Source organism: Mycobacteriales bacterium (assembly GCA_040902655.1).
GTDB lineage: Bacteria > Actinomycetota > Actinomycetes > Mycobacteriales > SCTD01 > SCTD01.
Genome location: JBBDWV010000043.1, coordinates 1 through 18,166 on the forward strand (window position 1 = coordinate 1; position 18,166 = coordinate 18,166).

The following is an 18,166-nucleotide window of genomic DNA, read 5'->3' on the forward strand; positions in this document are numbered from 1 at the left end:
AAAGATCATTAATCCGTGTCGACCCTCCACGACGCCCTACTCGCGGATCTGGGTCAGATGAGGCCGAGCACTGCCCGGACAGCGACGTAGACGGCGATAGCGACCAGGAGAACGGCGAACGCGACGGTCAGCTTGTTCGGGCTGACCCGATCGTCAACCCGCTTGCCCGCGAGCGAACCTGCAACGGCCGCGGCCGTGAAGGGAACGATCACGTCCCAGGCGAAATCCCCGCTGCCGGCTCGAGCTGCGAGTGCGACTGCCGAGTTCAGGCTGATCACGAGCAGCGAGGTGCCGACGGCGACGGGCATGGGCGTGCTGAGCAGCACGAGCAGGACGGGGACGACGACGAAACCGCCGCCCACACCGAGGAAGCCGGTGAGGAAGCCGACGCCGAGCCCGCCGACCGCCAGTCGCAAAGCATGTCCCACCCGGTCGCGGGACCGCCTGGTGTGCTTTGACCGGCTGCGCGAGCGGGTCGCAGTGAGGGTGCCGCCGCTGATCCCTGCACCGCCCGCCGACTCAGGTGATCCTGCCGGGGATGACGCTTCCCGGGCAGAGCTTCGACTCCGCACCAGCATCCCGACGGCGGCCACGAGCATCAGCGCGGCGAACGACAGCAGCAGGACATCCGGGTCGACCCGCCGGTTGAGGGCCGTGCCGAGCAGCGACGCGGGGACACCGACCGCAGCGAGCAGGACCCCCGCTCCCCATCGCGTGTGGCCGGAACGGGCATGGCCGATGCTGCCCGCCGCGGCAGTGACCCCGACGATGACCAGGCTCGCCGTGGTGGCTTCCTGCGCCGACAGCCCGAGGACGTACACCAGCGCCGGCACCGTCAGGATGGACCCGCCGCCACCGAGCGCTCCCAGACTGAGACCGATCAGCAAGCCGAGGCCGATCGCTCCGGCGATCAACGCTGCCGCATCCTCACGTGATCTCGCCGGGGCGGCCGTCCGCGTCGACGACCGGCAGTCCCGCCGCCGCCCAGGCCGTCATGCCGCCGGCCATGTTCACGACGTCGACGCCCGCTTGCGCGAGCGCGGCGGCGGCCTTGCCCGAGCGGTTGCCCGACCGGCAGACAGCGATGACCGGACGGTCCGTCGGAACAGCGCTCACGTCGAGCCGGCTCAGCGGCATGTGCGCCGCCACCGGCGCGTGACCGGCCTGCCACTCGTCGTCCTCCCGGACGTCGAGCAGCAGCACGCTGTCGGACGCGGCGGCGTCGGCCGCCTCCTGGACGGACACATCAGGTACCGGATGGCTCATGCCAGAGACCTCTCGAGGGGAAGGGCGCCGTCACGGGCGGCGCCTGCGGACAGGACGACGCCGCGCCCGGAGTACTGCGCTGTCACGGCGAAGCGGTCGCCGCGCACCACGGTGTGCCGGTGCTCGACCGGACGGCCGTCCAGGCAGCCCGTGCGCTCCACGGCCAGCAGAGCCACACCGACCGGGACGTGCAGCAGCGCGCGTTCGCCGCGCAGCGGAACCACCGCCCGCACCCGCTCGCGCCCGCCCGTCAGGCGCAGCCCGCAGTGCGTCAGGAGCTCGGTGTACAGCGCGGTACGGGTGAAGTCGACCTTCAGCAGCGGCTCCGCCACGTCGGCAGGCAACCACACCCGGTCCAGCGCGAGCGGCTCCTCGCCGGCCAGGCGCACGCGCTCCAGGTAGACCAGCGGGGTCGACTCCTCGAGCATCATCCGGGTGGCGATCACCCCGTCGCGCCGCACGTCCAGCGCCCGGACGACGGAACGCTGCTCCAGCCCTGCTGCCTCTACGGCAGTGAACAGGCTGCTCAGCGCGCCAAGCGGTTGCTCGACCTCGACCGGAGCCAGCCGGGGCTTGCGGCCGCGCGCTGCGGTGACCGTCCCTTCCGCGCGCAGGTGCCGCAGGGCCTCGCGAACGGTGTGGCGGCTGACCCGGTAGTGCTCCACGAGCGCGAGCTCACCGGGGAAGGCGTCGGTGAACTCGCCCGCTGCCAGCCGAGCCCGCAGGTCGGCCAGCAGCTGAGACCACAGCGGACTGCCGGCGCTGCGGTCCAGCCGAGGCTCTTGCGATACGCCGATCACCCACATAATGTACGGACAATCGCGTCTCGCGACAAGCCGAAGGAGCGCACCGTGCCGATCGCCGTCCTGGACGGGCCCGATCCTCGCCCAGTCCCGGTGGTGACCAATGGCTTCAACGATCGCCGCGCTCCGCACGTCCCAGCCGGAAGTGGGGTCGCAGAGCTCCCCGTCGCGCCTGAGGCGGGTCGGCTTCCGCTGGGACGACTGGCGGGGCTGGCGACAAGCGGCGCGTTCTGGACCAGCGTGACCTGCTTCGTGTGCTGAGCGCCCGGCTGTACGACACCGTCCTCGCCGGCGCCGAGCGCCGTGCATTGCGAGCGTGGCGTCGCGACCTGCTGAGCAGGCTCAGCGGAACGGTGCTGGAGATCGGGGCGGGGACCGGCGCGAACCTGCATGCCTACGGCCCGGCCCTCGACCGCCTGCTCCTGCTGGAGCCGGACCCGGCCATGCGGCAGCGCCTGGTGGCGCGAGCGGGCACCGCGTGCGGTGGTCGCGCCTGCGTCCTGGCCGGATCGGCAGCTCGCCTGCCGTTGCGCGACCGCAGCGTCGACGCGGTCGTGAACACCTTGGTGCTGTGCTCGGTCCGACCGCTGGACCGGGCGTTGAGCGAGATCCGTCGTGTCCTGCGCCCCGGCGGACAGCTCCACGTCATCGAGCACGTGGCGGCCGAGCCGGGCACACCGGTGCGCCGGGTGCAGAACCTGCTCGCTCCCGGATGGTCCCGCGTCGGTGGAGGCTGCTCGCTCGTCCGGCCGACCCGGGAGCTGCTCGAGGCGGCCGGCTTCGACGTCACCGGCCTGCGCCCGGACTCGCTGCCGGTGCCCGTGCCGTTTCTGCGTCCCGTCATCCGCGGGACGGCGCGACCCTGACAGAAGGAGATCCACCATGGACGCTCAGCAGTGGGACGAGCGCTACGCCGCCGCACAGCAGTGGTCCGACGAGCCGAACGCTCTCGCCGCCTCCATCCTGGGCCAGCTCCCGCCGGGCCGGGCGCTCGATCTCGCCGCAGGCGAAGGACGGATGGCACTGTGGCTCGCCCGCCGGGGCTGGCAGGTCAGCGCACTCGACTTCTCCCCCGTCGGACTCGAGCGCGGCAAGGCCCGCGCCCAGGCACTGGGAGTCGACGTGGACTGGCAGGTCGCTGACGCCACAACGGCCGATCTGACGGCCGGGCACTTCGACCTGGTGCTCGTGCTCTACCTGCACCTGCCACGCGCCGCGCTCCTGCCGGTCCTGACTCGCGCTGCCGCGGCCGTCGCCGAAGGCGGTCGGCTGCTCGTGCTCGGGCACGACCGCGACAACCTCAAGCGCGGGGTCGGCGGGCCGCAGGACGAGGACCTGCTCTACGACCACGATCTGCTTGCCGCCGCGGCCGAGGAGCTCGCGGTCGAGCGCCTGGAGCAGGTCGGGCGCACCGTCGAGGACGCGACGGCGGTCGACACGCTGCTCGTGGCGCACCGCCCTCGGCCGTAGCGAGCCCTCGACCTGTTCGGGTCAGCGACGGAACAGCGAAGTGAACCTGCCTCGTTTCTCGCCCGTGGCAGGCAGCGCAGCCGCTGCCGGCGTCTGCTTGTCGCTGGCGCTGGCGCAGGTGCACTGCTGTACGGCGGGAACGCCCCGCATTACCTGCTTGACGTGGTTCCCACAACCCGACCAGGTGGTCTTGCCGCACTTGCGGCACGTGGCCTTGCTGCACATGGCGGTTCCTCCCGTGGTGCTGATACCCCCTAGGGTACATTTTCGCGGTGCTTACGTACGGGATCGAGGGAGAACGTGGACCGATCGCATTCACCGCATCCGCGGTGACACCCTGGGGTGGTGGACAGGTCGACGATCCAGGTGAGCCTGGGTGGAGCAGTGGTCGTCGGCGTCGCTTTCGGGATGGCGCGCTGCGCCTACGGGCTCACCCTGCCGGCGATCCGGTCGGAGTTCGGCCTGTCCGAGCTGCTCCTCGGTGCCATCGCCAGCGGCACCTTCCTGGGATACCTCCTCGGACTGTTGGCCGGCCCCCGGCTGTCGGCGCGGCGGGGGCCGCGCGCCCCGACCACGGTGGGCGGCGTGTGCGGCGTCGCGGGGTGCTCGCTCGTCGCGACAGCGCCGACCCCGTCTGTCCTGGCGATCGGCGCCGTGGTGGGCGGCAGCGCTGCCGGCTGGGTGTGGGCGCCGTACTCCGACATCGTTGCGGAGGCGGTGCCGCTGCGGCACCGGCCGACCGTGCTGGCGGTGATCACCACGGGGACCAGCGCCGGGTTGCTTCTGCTGGCCGGGGTGGCTCTGGTCGGCCCGTCCTCGTCGTGGCGGCTCACCTGGGCCGGCATCGCGCTGGCCGCCGCAGCCGCCGCAGTCCTGAACCTGCGGACGGTGCCGCAGCTGGCGCCCCGGCGCAGCGGCACAGACAGCGCGCGGCAGTCGCCGCTGCGGCGGGCCCTCGTCGAGCCGCTCGCCTACGCTGTCCTCTACTTCACCGCCATCACGATCTACTTCACCTACGCCAGCGACACCGCACGCAGCGGTGGGCTGGCCGCGTCAGCGGCGGGACTGATGTTCGCCGTCATCGGCCTGGGCGGGCTTGCCGGATTGGCCACAGGACGGCTGGTCCGGTCGTTCGGCCCCCCGCTCGTCGGCTGCGGGAGCGTCCTGGTGGTCAGCAGCGCACTGGTCCTGCTCGCCCTCGGGCGCGGGTCGCTGCCGCTCATGCTGCTGTCGGCGCTGCTGTTGGGAGCCGGCTTCATGGTGGGCTCGGCTGTGCTGGCCGTCTGGACGGCGCAGGTGGTGACGGACCGGCCTGGCGACGGGTTCACCGTGGCGCTGGTGGTCGGAGCGGTCGCCTCGATGGCCGCCCCCACAATCGCGGGGGCGCTCATCCCCGTGCTCGGGCTGCCGGAACTGCTCGTGCTCACGGCTGTCCTCGCGGCCGGCGGCGCCGTCGTCCTCACGGTCGTGGCACGACGACGGGTACCAGCTCCTCGCTAGCAGGCATGCTGGCCGAACTCAGGCCAGGCTGAGGAAGAGCTTCTCCATCTGCGCGACATCGAGTTCCGCGCTGTCTCCGTCCTCCATCAGGCACTGCTTGAGCCCACTGGCAACGATGGTGAAGCCGGCCTTGTCCAGCGCCCGGGACACAGCGGCGAGCTGAGTGACGACGTCCTTGCAGTCGCGGCCCTGCTCGAGCATGCGGATGACACCCGCGATCTGGCCTTCGGCGCGCCGCAGCCGGTTCACGGCGGTCTTGACGGCGTCCTCGTCGAGCTGCATGCGGGTCTCCTGGTTCATGGCGCCGCCGACCGGCGCTGTGCGTACAACAACGCCGGGGTTACGGGCGTTCCGACGGGGAGCCCCCGCGTTGTCAGGACGCGGGAGCGCCGATGATGGGCAGTCCGCTTTCGCTGGCGCTGCCGAAGTCGTCGTCGATCGCGACGATCTGCTTGCCCGCGGCGTCCAGGACCGACGCGGCGATGGACGCCCGGAAGCCCCCGGCGCAGTGCACCCACAGCAGGCCGTTCGGAACCTCGTCCATGCGCGCGGTGAGCGCGTGCAGCGGGATGTGCTGGGCCCCTTCGAGGTGCCCGTCGTTCCACTCGGCGTCTCGACGCACGTCCAGGACGTGCACGTTCCCGTCCATCCGGGCCTTGGCCAGGTCGGCGAACGTGGCCGTGCGGTACTGCGCCAGGGGCGTGCTGCCGGCCAGGTGCTCGATCGGTCCGGTGGCCTGCGCGGCAGGGCGGTCGATGCCGATGCGGACCAGCTCGCGCTGGACCTCGGCGACCTGCTCGGGCGTGTCGCCGATCAGGGTCAAGGGGGTGCCCCAAGGGATGAGCCAGCCCAGGTAGGTGACGACGTTGCCGGTCGCGTCGAAGCTGTACGTGCCGGCGACGTGACCTCGCGCGAACGCCGTGCGGTCGCGCAGGTCCACGACCCACTCCCCCGCGTCGATCCGCCTGCGGAGCTCGTCCGGCTCGGCCTGCTGCACCGGAGACAGGTCGACCGGGGCGGGTCCGGCGAGGTTGGTCGGGCCCATGTGGGCGTAGTAGGCGGGATAGGCGTCGAAGCCGGCGATGAGGCTGCTGACGAACTGCTCCTCGTCCTGCGTGAGCGCCGGGTTCTGCGTGCGCTGCTGGCCGATGGTCGAGGCGGTTCCCGAGGTGGGCGTGGCGGAGCAGAAGCTGCCGAAGCCGTGCGTCGGCAGAACCGCCGTCTCGTCAGGCAGCGTGTCAGCAAGCCGACGGACCGAGGCGTGCTGCGCGTGAGTCAGGGCGAGCGTGCTGTCCGGTCCGACCAGGTCGGTGCGTCCGACGGCGCCGAACAGCATCGACCCGCCGGTGAAGACGAACGCGGGCGTGTCGCCCTTGCCGACGGCGAACGACACGTGGTGGTGGGTGTGTCCGGGTGTGCCGATCGTCTGGACAGTCATCGTGGCGATCGTGCGGACGTCGTCGTCGCAGACTTCGGTGCGCTCGTAGGCCACCTCCGCCTCGCACGGGACCAGGTACGGCACGCCTGCGGTGCGAGCCAGCTCGAGACCGCCGCTGACGTAGTCGTTGTGCGCGTGCGTCTCAGCGACTGCCGCCACGGCGACGCCCCGCTCCCGCAGCACGTCCTGCACCCGGTCGATGTCGCGCTGCGGGTCGATGACGATGGCGTGCGCGCCGTCGTCGATGACGTAGCTGCGATCCCCCAGGCTCGGGGTCTCGAGAATGGTGACGGTCAGGCCGTCCCGCTCAAGGGTGTCGGTCATCGGAGTGCCTTCCTCTCAGGAGCGCGGGGCGCCGGTCTCGACCGGACGGCCGCTGCGGATCCACGCGTTGGTGCCACCGGCGACGGTCCGGGCGTCCACGCCCGCCCGCTGCAGGATCTCGGCGGCCTGCGCGCTCCGCGCCCCGCTGGCGCAGATCACGTACACGGGGGTGCCGGTGGGAAGCTCGTGGGCGCGCACCGGGACGATGCCGAGCGGCATGAGCCGCGCAGAAGGGACATGCCCTTCGGCGTACTCGTCGCCTTCTCGGACGTCCAAGACCTCGGCGCCTGCGGCGCGCGCCGTCTCGAGCTCGTCGAGCGTTGCTTCTGTCGTCATGACTGCTCCTTCGTTCGCCGGACAGCGTACCCCCAGGGGTACCTTTCACAACGCGGCCGACCAGGATCTGTTCCTGCCAGCATGCCGGTCCCCGACAGCACGAAGGGCCGGTCCCGCGACCGGCCCTTCGTGTGCGTCGCGTCAGCGCTCGAGCAGCTGCCGCCGGCGCTCGACGTAGTCCTCGCTGTCGAGCTCGCCGCGCGCGTACCTCTCGTCCAGGAGGCGCAGGGCAGTGCTGCCCTTGCTGCCCTCGCGCGTGGACTTGACGATCGCGATGACGACGACTGCCGTCAGCGCGCTCATCAGCGTCATCATCCCGGCCATGGCCAGCCAGGCCGTGCTGTCGTAGCCGTCGTGCCACATGGGGCTGCTCCTGTCATGTCGATGCTGCGGAGTCGGCCTGCGCTCAGGCTGCTGTGCCGCCGGCGGTGGACCGGACCAGCTCGAGGTCGAGCTGCTGAAGCTGCTCGATGAGCTCGTCGAGAGCGGCAGCGGGGAGCGCTCCCGGCTGGGAGAACACGACGGTCTGGCTTTTGATGGCGACCAGTGTCGGGATCGACGTGATCGCGAACGCGCTGGCGAGCTCGCGCTGCGACTCGGTGTCGATCTTGCCGAAGGCGATGCCCGGGTGCTCCTCGGCGGCCTTCTCGAAGATGGGGGCGAAGAAGCGGCACGGGCCGCACCAGGATGCCCAGAAGTCGAGCAGGACCATCTCGTTGGACCGGACGGTGCTCTCGAAGTTGTCAGCCGTGATCGTGATCGTCTTGCTCATCTGACTTCCTCTCGTAGCGTACCCCTTGGGGTATTTAACGGTCGTTGCTCAGCCTGTGTTCCGGGCACGACGAAGGCGCTGCCCGCAACGGCCACAGGGGGCGTCGCGGGCAGCGCCGATGTCGGTCAGTGACTGAAGGTCACGTTCGGCAGGACCTTGCGCATCCAGGTGGGGGTGGCCCAGGCCGCCTTGCCGGTCAGGCGGAGCAGGACGGGCAGCAGGAGCAGGCGGATCAGTGCGGCGTCGAGCAGGACCGCGACGCCCAGGATGATTCCCATCTCCTTGGGCGGCAGCGGCTCGGACAGGGCGAAGGTGAAGAACACCGCGACCATCACGCCGGCCGCGGCGAAGATCGTCCGTCCGGAGTGCGCGAGGCCGCCGACCATGGCTTCGTGCGGGTCGCCGCTCTTCTCCCAGTGCTCCTTGGCGCTGGCCAGCAGGAAGACGGTGTAGTCCATCCCGATCGCGAAGATCATGGCGAAGAAGAACACCGGCGCCCAGGCGTCCAGGAAGCCCTGGGACTCGAAGCCGAGCAGGTTCGAGCCGATGCCCTCGTCGAAGATCAGACGCGCGACACCGAACGCCGCCGCAGTCGCGAGCAGGTTGGTGAGGACGCCGAGCGCGGAGATGAGCGGCGCCTGCAGCGCGACCAGCAGGAGCAGGAAGCCCAGCACGAGGACCACGCCGATGACCAGTGGCGCCTTGTCGCCCAGCAGGTTCTCCAGGTCGTAGTTCTCCACCGCGGCGCCACCGACGAGCACGTCGGCTGGCAGCTCGGCCCGCAGCCGGTCGATCGTGTCGCCCATCTCCTGCGAGGACGGGTCGGTCGTCGGCACGGCCTGGATCAGCGCCATGCCGTCCTGGCCGGTGACGGTGGGCATGACCTGGGCGATGCCCTGGTCAGCCTCGAGCACCGCGCTGGTGGCGACAGCCTCGTCCTGCGGCGCCACGACCTGCAGCATGCCGGGGGCGCCGGGGCCGAACGCCTCGGTGACCAGCGCGTAGCCGACACGGCTGGACTCGTCCTCCGGCACGACCTTGATGCTCGGCATGCCGGTGCGCAGCCCGAACACCGGCAGCGCGAGCGCGATGAGCACGATGAGAGCGACAGCTCCGTACGCGACGGGGCGCTTCCACAGCCGCTCTGCCCACGCGGCGAACCTCGGCGAGCGGTGCTCACCGGCGTGCACCCACGGCAGCGACACCGCATCGACTCGGTCGCCGAGCCGGGCCAGCACCGCCGGCAGGAGGGTCAGGGTGGCCGCGAGGACGAAGACGACGGCCAGCATGATGCCCAGCGCCATCGACTGGACCGCCGGTGAAGGCACCAGCAGCACGGCCGACAGGCTGATCAGCACCGTCAGGCCGCTGAACAGGACCGCCTTGCCCGCCGTCTCCATCGTCTCGGCGACGGCCTCGACGACGTTCTCCGACTGGCCGAAGTGGGCCGCCCGGAACCGGACGACCAGGAACAGCGCGTAGTCGATCCCCAGCGCGAGGGCGAACATGAGCGCGAAGTTCATGGCCCAGATCGAGATGTCGCCGATGAGCGAGCCGATGTACAGGGAACCGGCAGCGGCCACGAGCCCGACGATCGTCAGCATCAGCGGCAGGCCGGCGGCGACCAGGGAGCCGAACGCGAGCACCAGGATGCCCAGCGTGACCGGCCACGAGATCAGCTCGCTCTTGATCATGGCGTCACGGTTGGCAGCGTTGAAGTCGCTCCACAGCACCGAGCTGCCGGTCATCGCGACCTCGATGCCGTCGCCGCTCAGTTCACGAAGCGGGTCCTTGAGGTCATCGGCGGCCCGGACCATCTCGTTGGTGTTGGGGTCGCCGGCACCTGCCTGGATGACGGCGACCCTGCCGTCCTGGGAGATCGACATCCCGGGCTGCGGCGGGACCACCTGCGCGACGCGCTCGTCCCGATCCAAGATCGCCATCGCCTCGTCGATGGCCGCCTTGCCCGCGCCCTCCATGACCGGTCCGTCCTCGGAGGCCACGACGACCTGCAGGGCTGAGCTCGACATGCCGCCGAACTGCTCCTGCACGATCTCGCGCGCCTGGACCGAGTCCGAGCCCTTGGCCTCCCAGCCCGCCCCGGCGAGCGCGTGCTCGACCTTCGGGGCGAAGGCACCGAGACCGACGATGATGAGCAGCCACACGGCCAAGACCGGACGGAAGTGCGTCGCGGTCCACGCCCCGAGGCGGCCCATGAGACCGAAGCGGCGACCGTGCAGCGCGTCGGCCGGCTCGTTCGCCGCGCTCGCAGCCGCGGCTTCCGCGAGGCGACGCTGCTCCGCTGCCTCGAGCCGAGCAGTGACCTCGTCGGCGATCTTGGGCGCCAGCGACTCCGTGAGCGCCGGAACGAGCGCCGGGACGAGCGCATCGGCCAGGGGCTTGGCGTCCGGGCGCGTCGTTGCGGCCCGGCGCGCCGTGCTTCGTGGAGACGGCGCCGGAGACGCAAGCTCGCCCGCCTCCCGAGGAGAACCGCTCCGGGCCGGCCTCGGAACTGTGTCCTCTGCCCTGGACTGGCGGGTGCGCGGCCTGGGCGAGCGGGACGTGCCGTCGGCAGCCGCCGACGTCCGCCCAGTCGTGCTTTCCTCTGTCATCTCAGATCCTCAACGTCGTGGGGGCGCCGTGCCAGCGCTCGGTCGTACGGATCCAAGCAAGGTACCCCGGGGGGTATTCCACCGGGTCGCTCGCCGCCCGGAGTGGATACGCCGCAACCACTTCCAGGAGCCTGCATGACCAGACCGACGACCTGCCTCGCCAACACCGCCTGGCCACGCGAGCGCGTGCTCTTCTTGCTCGCCGGCACGGCCACCTTGCTCAGCGCTGCCCTCGCCGCCGCCATTTCGCCCTGGTTCCTCCTGATGACGACCGGGATCGGCCTGAACCAGCTGCTCCTGGTCGCGACCGGCCGGTGCCCCGCCTCTCTGGTCGTCGACCGGCTGTCGGCCGGCCGCGCCTCATGACCGAGACGGACGATCGGCGACCATCCCCACGATCTCTGGAGACTCTTGCGGTGGCTGCGCACTGGACGCCGCGTCACACGCTCGTCGCCGTCCTGGGAACCGTTGCCACAGGCCTGCTGATCGGGCTGCCGACCGACGTCGTGCCCAACCCGGTGTTCGGCCGCGCCGTCCCGGTGACGTGGTGGAGCTATCCCGCACTTGCCGTCATCGCCGTCCTGTCCGGCCTGCTGCTCGCCACCTACATCCGGCCCGGCGGTGACCTCCAGGTCGACGCCCAGGACCGCCCCGCCCGGCGCGGTGTCCTGTCCGCCCTGGTGTCGCTGTTCGCCGTCGGCTGTCCTGTGTGCAACGAGCTCGTACTCGTCGCCCTCGGCTCGAGCGGCGCCATGACGTGGTTCGCCCCGGCGCAGCCGCTCCTGGCGGCAGCCTCGGTCGCGGGACTCGGATGGGCGCTGCGCGCCCGCTGGCGCGGCCGCTCTGCCTGTCCGGTCACCGCCGGCGGCGAGACGACCGCCTCCTGACCCACGGCGCCGGCGAAAATCCGGCAGCCGTCAGCAGCGGACCGACGTTCCGGCCCGTCGACGCCAGAGCCCCGGAGAACCGTCAGAACGGGATGCGCGCGTGGTGCGTGTCGACCAGCCAGCCGCACCAGCCGCCCAGCCGGACGCACAGCCGGCGCAACCAGGAGCCGTCAACGGCCTCGTCGGGCCGGTTCAACGCATTCATCGTCACTGCAGTGGACTTCCTGTCGAGGAGCATCTGTCGGTGGTTGAAGTCCCTCAGCCCCAAGGGCTGGGTCCGTCAGACCTGACAGAGGCAGTCGTCGACAGCAGTCAGTGACGTGGCCAGGAGGCACCGGCAGATGAGCGCCGTGGAGCCCGCAGAAGCCATGCGCCCAGTTTCGCACAGGTCGTCGCCGCGGGTGGACCTGCGGGAGACCCCCCCTGATCAGGTGTCGACGTCGGCGCACCAGCCGGGCGTCAGACCGCACGCGCGGTCGGGAGAGCCGCCGCGGCCCACTCAGGGAAGCCGTCGACCAGGCGCAGAGCGGTGCGGCCGGTGGACGACAACTCGCGCACTGCCTCGTCGGCGTAGACGCAGTACGGCCCGCGGCAGTAGGCGACGACGGTCCGGTCGGCCGGCACGTTCCGCAGCCGCTCGGACAGCTCAGCCGGCGGCACGTTGACAGCACCGGGGATGTGTCCGGCGGCGTACTCGGCCGGCGGTCGTACGTCCAGCACGACCACGTCGCCGGCGTGCAGGCGGCCGGCCAGCTCGTCGCGTCCGATGGTCGCCAGCTCGGTTCGGTCGCCGAGGTAGGCATCGGCGAGCTCGTCGAGCCGCGCGACGTGCTCGGCCGCGACGCCGCGCATCGCCCGCCACAGCGCACCGACCTGCTCGCTCGTCAGCGAGTAGAACACCCGGGTGCCGTCTCGGCGGGTGCGGACCAGACCTGCGCCCAGCAACTGCTGCAGGTGGTGGGAGGTGTTCGCGACACTCTGGCCGATCTGTCCCGCGAGGTCCTCGACGCGTCGCTCACCCTGGGCCAGGACGTCGACGATCTCGGCCCGCCGGCCGCTGCCCAATGCCTTCGCGACCGAGGCGAGCGCCTCGTACAGCGCGTCCTTGGCGATGCGATCTCCCACGACGACCTCCTCAAGCGGTTGTTTGACAAACTACCGCGGCGCCCCTCACTCTTCAAGCACCTACTTGATAAGGAGGCGATGGCAGTGAACCTGATCCCGGTCGTCGATGACGGACTGGGCAACACGAGCTGGCTCGTGGGCCTGGGGGACGGGCGGGCGCTGGCGGTCGACGCGTCGCGCGACCTGCGTGGGCTGCAGCAGGCGGCGCAGGCGCATCGGCTGACGGTGGCCTTCGCCGCCGACACGCACCTGCACGCCGATTTCGTCACCGGAGCCCTCGACCTGGCATCGTCCGGAGCGACGCTGCTGGCCTCCGCCGCCGGTGGCCGGCAGTACCCGCACACCGGCCTGGGCGACGGTGACGAGGTCGATCTGGGCGGCCTGACGCTGCGGGCCCTGGCCACTCCCGGCCACACCGACGAGCACCTGTCGTTCCTGCTACTGGACGGCGCCCGGCCGCTGGGAGTGTTCACCGGCGGGTCGCTCATCGTCGGGGCGGCCGCCCGTACCGACCTGGTCAGCCCCGAGCGGACCGAGGAGCTGACGCGGGCGCAGTGGCACTCACTGCAGCGGTTGGTCACGCTGCCCGACGAGGTGCAGGTGTGGCCCACCCACGGCGCCGGCTCGTTCTGCTCCGCGGCGTCGGGCGCCGAGCGCAGCAGCACCATCGGCCGGGAGAAGGCCGCGAACGCGCTGCTGCAGGCGCCCGACGAAGACGCCTTCGTCACCCAACTGCTCGCAGGCCTCGGCGCATACCCGCGCTACTTCCGCTACCTGGGCGAGGTGAACCGCCGGGGCCCGGCGCCGCTACCGGCCACCGCCGACCTGCAAGCACTGTCGCCGGCAGAGATCGACGCCGCCGTCGAACGCAGCGCGCTGGTCGTCGACGTGCGTCCCGTCCAGCAGTTCGCGGCTGCGCACCTGCCCGGGTCGGTCAGCATTCCGCTGCGCGGCGTCTTCGCCACCTGGCTCGGCTGGACGGCCGAGCCGACGACTCCGCTGGTCGTGGTGCGCAACGACGACCAAGACGCGGCCGAGATCGTCTGGCAGGCACGCAAGATCGGCTACGACCGCCTGCTCGGCGAGCTCACCGGAGGAATCACAGCCTGGCAACGAAACGGACGCGCCACCGCCAGCACACCGCTCGTCCAGACATGGTCCCTCGGCGAGCGGCCCGTCGTGGACGTCCGGCAGCGTTCAGAGTTCGCCATGGGCGCCGTAGTCGGCGCCACCAACGCCGAGCTCGGCCAGCTCGCCGAAGGGAAGGTGCCCGAGCTGCCGGAGGCCCCGGTGGTGATGTGCGGCCACGGCGAGCGCGCCATGACGGCGGCCAGCCTGCTCGAGCGCGCCGGTCACGGCGGCGTCGCCGTGGTCGTCGGCGGCCCGGAGGACTGGGCGCAGGCGACCGGCCAGGAACTGTCCCGATCATGACGCCACCTGCCGGCGCGAAGAAGACGGCGCCGGTCCGTCTGGGGCTACGTGAAAACGCCAGCCAGTTCACCCTGCTCGTCGCGGTCAACGCCCTGGTGGGCGGCATGCTCGGCCAGGAGCGCACCGTCCTGCCGCTGCTGGCCGAGCAGGAGTTCGGTCTGACCGGCTTCACCGTCGCCACCACGTTCATCGTCGCGTTCGGCCTGACCAAGGCGATCACGAACTTCGCCGCCGGCGCCCTGTCCGACCGCTACGGCCGCAAGCCGGTCCTGATCGCCGGCTGGCTCATCGGTCTGCCCGTCCCTCTGCTGCTCATGGTCGCCCCTACCTGGGGCTGGGTGGTGTTCGCCAACATCCTGCTCGGCGTCAACCAGGGCCTGACCTGGTCCACCACCGTCATCATGAAGATCGACCTGGTCGGGCCAGCCCGGCGCGGCCTGGCGATGGGCCTCAACGAGGCCGCCGGCTACCTCGCCGTGGGCGCCACTGCCCTGGCCACCGGCTACCTCGCCGCCCAGTACGGCCTGCGCCCGGCACCGTTCTTCCTCGGTTTGGCCTTCGTCGCCCTCGGACTGGGCCTGTCCACCACCGTCGTGCAGGAGACCCGCGAATACGCCCGGCTCGAGGCCGCGAACCACGCCCCCGTTGCACGCGCCGACGGACGGGCGCACCAGGCCGAGCACCTGAGCACCCGCCAAGTCTTCCGCCGCACGACCCTCGACGAGCCGGCGCTGTCCTCGGTCAGCCAGGCCGGGCTGGTCAACAACCTCAACGACGGCCTTGCCTGGGGGCTGTTCCCACTGCTGTTCGCCTCCGCGGGCCTGTCGGTGGGCCGCATCGGCGTGCTCGCCGCCCTCTACCCGGCCGTATGGGGCCTTGGCCAGCTCGTCACCGGCGCCGCCTCCGACCGATTCGGCCGCAAGAACCTCATCGTCGCCGGCATGCTGCTGCAGGCCGCCGCCCTCGCGCTCGTCGCAGTCGTCGACAGCTTCGCGCTCTGGGCCATCGCCGCCGTCACCCTCGGCGCCGGCACCGCGCTGGTCTACCCGACGCTGCTGGCCGCGATCGGCGACGTCGCCCACCCCGCCTGGCGCGCCCGGTCCGTCGGCGTCTACCGACTCTGGCGCGACGCCGGCTTCGCCGTCGGCGCGCTGCTCGGCGGCATCGTCGCCGACCTGTACGGCCTGCGCGCGGCCATCGCCGTCGTCGCCGCCATCACCGCAGCCTCTGGACTGCTCGTCGCTGTCCGGATGTACGAGACGCACCTGCCGGTCGAGCGGACGAACATGTGACAGCCGCGGCCGGCGCCCGCGCCGCTGCCGGATACGGGGAAAGTGACCAGGAGCGCCTACAGGCACGGAGCCTGCGCATCCTGCTGGCGAGCCAGGTGCTGTCGGGCGCGGGCCTCGTCGCCGGCGTCACGGTCGGTGCTCTCCTTGCTGAGGACATGATCGGTACCACTGGCCTTTCGGGGCTGCCGGCAGCCTTGTTCACGTTCGGCTCGGCGGGCGCGGCGATGGCTCCTCAGCGCGCCACGAGGGCGTCGGCGATCGCGTTGGTCTGGGACCAGCCGTGCGGCCCGGTCCGGGCGCTCGGCGGAGACGATGAGCGCGACCCCTCCCCCGGTCTCGTGTCCGACGACCGTGGCCCGGACGAGGACCCGGACGCGCTCGGCGCAGCGTCGCCGGCGGCCGTGACGGGCGCGTCAGGCTTGGCTGCAGCTCCGCGCGGTCAGGGCAGAGGCGACGCAAGTGGGCCCCGGAGTCAAGTACCGTTTGACCCGTTGGCTTCAGAGCATGGATCCGAGGTCTGAGCCGGCCGTGGGGTAGGCGGCGGTCATCGACTTCAGCTGCCGCGTGGTCAGGCCGAGTTTCATGGCGAGGCCGACGACGTTGATCAGCTCGCCGTACTCGGGGCCGAGCAGGTGCGCCCCGACGACGAGGTCGGTGGAGCGGTCGACGAGGATCTTGGTCGCGGCGGTGGTTTCACCGAGCCGGTAGTTGGAGTACCAACCGCTGGTGTCGCGGTAGCCGGACGTCGACGTCGATGCCTTGGTCTCGAGCCTGCTGCTCCAGCAGCCCGACGCGGGTGAGTTCGGGGATGGTGAAGACGGCCGTGGGGACGCCGGTGTAGTCGGGAACGGTCGTGGTGCCCTTGAGCATGTTGGAGGCGGCGACCTTGCCCTCGAACACCGCGACCGGTGTCAGTGGCATCCCGAGGGTGTTGGCTGCGTCGCCGGCGGCGTAGACGGCGGGGTTGCTGGTGCTCTGCAGGTGAGCGGCCACGCGCACTCCCTGCTCGTCCCACTCGACGCCGGCGGCGTCCAGCTGCAGGCCGGACAGCTCGGGGATCCGGCCCGCACCGTGCACGACGAGGTCGAACTCCACGGTGTCGGTCTGACCAGCCCGCTCGATGCTCACCTGGTAGCCGGTCTCTGACTTCTCGATGGCGTTGATCGTGGTGGAGCGCCACAGCTCGATCCCGGCTCCGGCGCCGCGGCTGACGAGGAGCTCGACGAGGTCGGGGTCGAACTCCTTGAGAGGCCGCGGTCCGCGGTCCAGGATGACCGGGGCGCTGCCGGCACGTGCCGCGATGTGCGCGAACTCGAAGGAGATGAAGCCACCACCGACGAACAGGATCCGCCGCGGCAGCGTCGGAAGATCCATGAAAGCGGTGCTGTCGGTGAGGTGTTCGTGGCCGGTGACGTCCAGCGGCCGGGGGCGGGCACCGGCGGCGATCAGGAAGTGCGCTGCCTCGTAGGAGGTGCCGTCGATCGCGATGGTGTTGGTGCCGGTGAACCGCGCCTGCCCGTGCAGCGTCTGGACGCCGTTGCCGGACAGGTCGTTCTCCATGGCCTGCGGGACCGGATCGGTGAAGCCGTGCTTGTGCGCGATCAGGTCAACCCAGTTGATCGACAGGTCGGCGTCGTCGACACCCTTGCCCCGCATCAGCCGGGCGCCGTCGATGATCTCGGCAGCGCGCCGCAGGATCTTCTTGGGGTCGCATCCGCGCAGCGCGCACGTGCCGCCGTACGGCAGCGCGTCGACGATCGCGACCTTCCAGCCCGCGGAGGCGCACTTGTTCGCCGCCGCTACACCGGCCATCCCGGCACCGATCACGATCAGGTCATGGCCGTCGGTCATCAGACGCCCGCTTCCGAGACGACGAGTGCCGCGCGGAGCTGCGCCATGGTGGGTGAACCCGCCGCGCCGTCCGGGGTGTCGTAGACCCGGCACGAGAGCCCGACGCCGGCATCCGGTCCGGCGAGGACGTCGACACCGTCGACCAGGATGCTCGGCGAGCCGTGGAACCCCAACAACTGGGCTTCCTCGGGGGTCTCGACAGCCCGCCGGATCAGCACGACCTCGGGGCGCTCGGCGACGATCGCGGCCAGTCGCTGGTCGGCGACGCGCCAGCTCGGACAGGCGTCGAAGTACAGCAGCGTGACCTCCATATGCCGGAAGCTAGACCTTGTACCGTGGTGCAAGGTCAAGAGTCGGAGGGTGAGGGTGCTGATCGGGGAGCTCGCCGACGCGGCCGGTCTGACGAGCCAGGCCATCTGGTTCTACGAGCGCAAGGGCCTGCTGCCGGATCCGGAGCGCGGGAGCAACCGGTACCGCAGCTACGACGAGTCCACGTTCCTCCGGTTGCGCTTCATCAACGCGGCGCAGGCCGCTGGACTCACGCTCGCCGAGATCCGCAGCATCATCGACCTGCGCGCCGACGGCACCGTGCCCTGCACGCACGTGGCCGCGCTGCTCGACACCAAGCTCAGCGATGTGCAGGAACGCATCCGACGCCTGGCCGCCCTGCAGACAGAGCTCGAAGCACACCTGGAACGCAGCTCCCGGCTCGATCCCGCCGACTGCACGCCGGACGACATCTGCCACGTCTTGTCCTTGCCGACGTAGCGCTTGCGCTCGGGCCGGGCGCCGCCGCGCCTGCGTACCCCCGCCCCGTTGTCGGCCAGGCGTGTGGGCTCCTAATGGCCCGCCGCAGCTTGTCCACCGACGACGCGTTCACCGAACTCGTCCGGCTGTCGCAGACCAGCAACACGAAGCTGCGCGACGTGGCGGCCGCGTTGGTTGCCGACGCGCAGCCGGATCGCAGCGGAGCGCGCCGCCCGTGACCGTCGGACGCACGCGTCCCGCGCTGGTCGAGCCCGCGGTTCCGGCCAGGGCCCGCGTGTCGCAGCTCAGTTG

The 18,166-nt window shown here is 71.2% G+C and carries 24 protein-coding genes and 1 pseudogene; 10 read left to right on the top strand and 15 right to left on the bottom strand.

Annotated elements, in window-relative coordinates; genetic code table 11:
• Nucleotides 1-53: 53 nt before the first annotated feature.
• Genes WD794_12020 through WD794_12030 form a run of 3 tightly spaced genes read right to left on the bottom strand, consistent with a single transcriptional unit; the run spans nucleotide 54 to nucleotide 2,066 of the window.
• Nucleotides 54-914 carry a sulfite exporter TauE/SafE family protein gene (locus tag WD794_12020; GenBank protein ID MEX2291036.1) on the bottom strand — a complete coding sequence of 287 codons (861 nt, stop codon included), beginning with the start codon at nucleotides 912-914 and terminating at the stop codon, nucleotides 54-56.
• A gap of 13 nt (nucleotides 915-927) precedes the next feature.
• Nucleotides 928-1,266, bottom strand: coding sequence for a rhodanese-like domain-containing protein (locus WD794_12025; GenBank protein ID MEX2291037.1), 339 nt, complete (start codon nucleotides 1,264-1,266; stop codon nucleotides 928-930).
• Nucleotides 1,263-2,066 carry a GntR family transcriptional regulator gene (locus WD794_12030; protein ID MEX2291038.1) on the bottom strand — a complete coding sequence of 268 codons (804 nt, stop codon included), beginning with the start codon at nucleotides 2,064-2,066 and terminating at the stop codon, nucleotides 1,263-1,265. The genes WD794_12025 and WD794_12030 overlap by 4 nt, the downstream gene beginning before the upstream one ends.
• 257 nt (nucleotides 2,067-2,323) lie before the next feature.
• Here WD794_12030 and WD794_12035 point away from each other — a divergent pair, with 257 nt between their 5' ends.
• Together WD794_12035 and WD794_12040 are read left to right on the top strand one after the other, a co-directional pair.
• The gene (locus WD794_12035; GenBank protein ID MEX2291039.1) at nucleotides 2,324-2,935 is read left to right on the top strand and encodes a class I SAM-dependent methyltransferase; all 612 of its coding nucleotides are present in this window, start codon (nucleotides 2,324-2,326) and stop codon (nucleotides 2,933-2,935) included.
• 16 nt (nucleotides 2,936-2,951) lie between these two features.
• A complete protein-coding gene (locus tag WD794_12040; GenBank protein ID MEX2291040.1) occupies nucleotides 2,952-3,539 on the top strand; it encodes a class I SAM-dependent methyltransferase in 588 nt (195 codons plus the stop codon).
• 21 nt (nucleotides 3,540-3,560) lie between these two features.
• Here the strand turns inward: WD794_12040 and WD794_12045 are convergent, their stop codons facing one another.
• Complete coding sequence (locus WD794_12045; protein MEX2291041.1) at nucleotides 3,561-3,764, bottom strand: hypothetical protein; 204 nt, start codon at nucleotides 3,762-3,764, stop codon at nucleotides 3,561-3,563.
• Nucleotides 3,765-3,884: 120 nt separating this feature from the next.
• Between WD794_12045 and WD794_12050 the strand changes: the two genes are divergently transcribed.
• Nucleotides 3,885-5,039 carry an MFS transporter gene (locus tag WD794_12050; protein ID MEX2291042.1) on the top strand — a complete coding sequence of 385 codons (1,155 nt, stop codon included), beginning with the start codon at nucleotides 3,885-3,887 and terminating at the stop codon, nucleotides 5,037-5,039.
• A gap of 18 nt (nucleotides 5,040-5,057) precedes the next feature.
• Here the strand turns inward: WD794_12050 and WD794_12055 are convergent, their stop codons facing one another.
• The 6 genes from WD794_12055 to WD794_12080 form a co-directional block, all read right to left on the bottom strand.
• Entirely contained in the window at nucleotides 5,058-5,321 is a 264-nt protein-coding gene (locus WD794_12055; protein ID MEX2291043.1) for a metal-sensitive transcriptional regulator, read from the bottom strand.
• Nucleotides 5,322-5,412: 91 nt separating this feature from the next.
• On the bottom strand, nucleotides 5,413-6,801 hold the full coding sequence (locus tag WD794_12060; GenBank protein MEX2291044.1) for an MBL fold metallo-hydrolase: 1,389 nt from the start codon (nucleotides 6,799-6,801) through the stop codon (nucleotides 5,413-5,415).
• A 15-nt stretch (nucleotides 6,802-6,816) separates the two neighbouring features.
• Nucleotides 6,817-7,137: a rhodanese-like domain-containing protein gene (locus WD794_12065; protein MEX2291045.1), complete on the bottom strand. Its 321-nt coding sequence runs from the start codon at nucleotides 7,135-7,137 to the stop codon at nucleotides 6,817-6,819.
• A 141-nt stretch (nucleotides 7,138-7,278) separates the two neighbouring features.
• Nucleotides 7,279-7,500 (bottom strand): SHOCT domain-containing protein, encoded by a 222-nt coding sequence (locus WD794_12070; protein MEX2291046.1) that lies wholly within the window; start codon nucleotides 7,498-7,500, stop codon nucleotides 7,279-7,281.
• Nucleotides 7,501-7,543: 43 nt separating this feature from the next.
• Nucleotides 7,544-7,909: a thioredoxin gene (gene trxA, locus WD794_12075; GenBank protein ID MEX2291047.1), complete on the bottom strand. Its 366-nt coding sequence runs from the start codon at nucleotides 7,907-7,909 to the stop codon at nucleotides 7,544-7,546.
• Nucleotides 7,910-8,034: 125 nt separating this feature from the next.
• Nucleotides 8,035-10,125: an MMPL family transporter gene (locus tag WD794_12080; GenBank protein MEX2291048.1), complete on the bottom strand. Its 2,091-nt coding sequence runs from the start codon at nucleotides 10,123-10,125 to the stop codon at nucleotides 8,035-8,037.
• Nucleotides 10,126-10,656: 531 nt separating this feature from the next.
• Here WD794_12080 and WD794_12085 point away from each other — a divergent pair.
• Together WD794_12085 and WD794_12090 are read left to right on the top strand one after the other, a co-directional pair.
• Nucleotides 10,657-10,887, top strand: a complete 231-nt coding sequence (locus WD794_12085) for a DUF2892 domain-containing protein (GenBank protein MEX2291049.1) — start codon at nucleotides 10,657-10,659, stop codon at nucleotides 10,885-10,887.
• Nucleotides 10,888-10,937: 50 nt separating this feature from the next.
• Nucleotides 10,938-11,408, top strand: coding sequence for a hypothetical protein (locus tag WD794_12090; GenBank protein ID MEX2291050.1), 471 nt, complete (start codon nucleotides 10,938-10,940; stop codon nucleotides 11,406-11,408).
• A gap of 82 nt (nucleotides 11,409-11,490) precedes the next feature.
• Here WD794_12090 and WD794_12095 read toward each other — a convergent pair whose 3' ends face one another.
• Together WD794_12095 and WD794_12100 are read right to left on the bottom strand one after the other, a co-directional pair.
• A complete protein-coding gene (locus tag WD794_12095) occupies nucleotides 11,491-11,613 on the bottom strand; it encodes a hypothetical protein (GenBank protein MEX2291051.1) in 123 nt (40 codons plus the stop codon).
• A gap of 254 nt (nucleotides 11,614-11,867) precedes the next feature.
• On the bottom strand, nucleotides 11,868-12,533 hold the full coding sequence (locus tag WD794_12100; GenBank protein ID MEX2291052.1) for a metalloregulator ArsR/SmtB family transcription factor: 666 nt from the start codon (nucleotides 12,531-12,533) through the stop codon (nucleotides 11,868-11,870).
• A 78-nt stretch (nucleotides 12,534-12,611) separates the two neighbouring features.
• On the opposite strand from WD794_12100, the gene WD794_12105 reads away from it, so the two are divergent.
• From WD794_12105 to WD794_12115, 3 genes and pseudogenes are all read left to right on the top strand, one after another.
• Nucleotides 12,612-13,964 carry an MBL fold metallo-hydrolase gene (locus WD794_12105; GenBank protein MEX2291053.1) on the top strand — a complete coding sequence of 451 codons (1,353 nt, stop codon included), beginning with the start codon at nucleotides 12,612-12,614 and terminating at the stop codon, nucleotides 13,962-13,964.
• Nucleotides 13,961-15,256, top strand: a complete 1,296-nt coding sequence (locus WD794_12110; protein ID MEX2291054.1) for an MFS transporter — start codon at nucleotides 13,961-13,963, stop codon at nucleotides 15,254-15,256. The genes WD794_12105 and WD794_12110 overlap by 4 nt, the downstream gene beginning before the upstream one ends.
• A 71-nt stretch (nucleotides 15,257-15,327) precedes the next feature.
• Nucleotides 15,328-15,486: pseudogene (locus WD794_12115) on the top strand (MFS transporter).
• A 267-nt stretch (nucleotides 15,487-15,753) separates the two neighbouring features.
• On the opposite strand, the gene WD794_12120 reads toward WD794_12115, so the two are convergent.
• The 3 genes from WD794_12120 to WD794_12130 are packed head-to-tail and all read right to left on the bottom strand — an operon-like array spanning nucleotide 15,754 to nucleotide 17,418.
• A complete protein-coding gene (locus WD794_12120) occupies nucleotides 15,754-15,930 on the bottom strand; it encodes a hypothetical protein (protein MEX2291055.1) in 177 nt (58 codons plus the stop codon).
• A gap of 19 nt (nucleotides 15,931-15,949) precedes the next feature.
• Entirely contained in the window at nucleotides 15,950-17,107 is a 1,158-nt protein-coding gene (locus WD794_12125; GenBank protein MEX2291056.1) for an NAD(P)/FAD-dependent oxidoreductase, read from the bottom strand.
• A complete protein-coding gene (locus tag WD794_12130; protein MEX2291057.1) occupies nucleotides 17,107-17,418 on the bottom strand; it encodes a thioredoxin family protein in 312 nt (103 codons plus the stop codon). Before WD794_12130 ends, WD794_12125 begins: the two co-directional genes overlap by 1 nt.
• Before the next feature lie 49 nt (nucleotides 17,419-17,467).
• Here WD794_12130 and WD794_12135 point away from each other — a divergent pair, with 49 nt between their 5' ends.
• Both WD794_12135 and WD794_12140 read left to right on the top strand, forming a co-directional pair.
• The gene (locus WD794_12135) at nucleotides 17,468-17,875 is read left to right on the top strand and encodes a heavy metal-responsive transcriptional regulator (protein ID MEX2291058.1); all 408 of its coding nucleotides are present in this window, start codon (nucleotides 17,468-17,470) and stop codon (nucleotides 17,873-17,875) included.
• Nucleotides 17,848-18,093: an ANTAR domain-containing protein gene (locus WD794_12140; protein MEX2291059.1), complete on the top strand. Its 246-nt coding sequence runs from the start codon at nucleotides 17,848-17,850 to the stop codon at nucleotides 18,091-18,093. The genes WD794_12135 and WD794_12140 overlap by 28 nt, the downstream gene beginning before the upstream one ends.
• Nucleotides 18,094-18,166 lie beyond the last annotated feature (73 nt).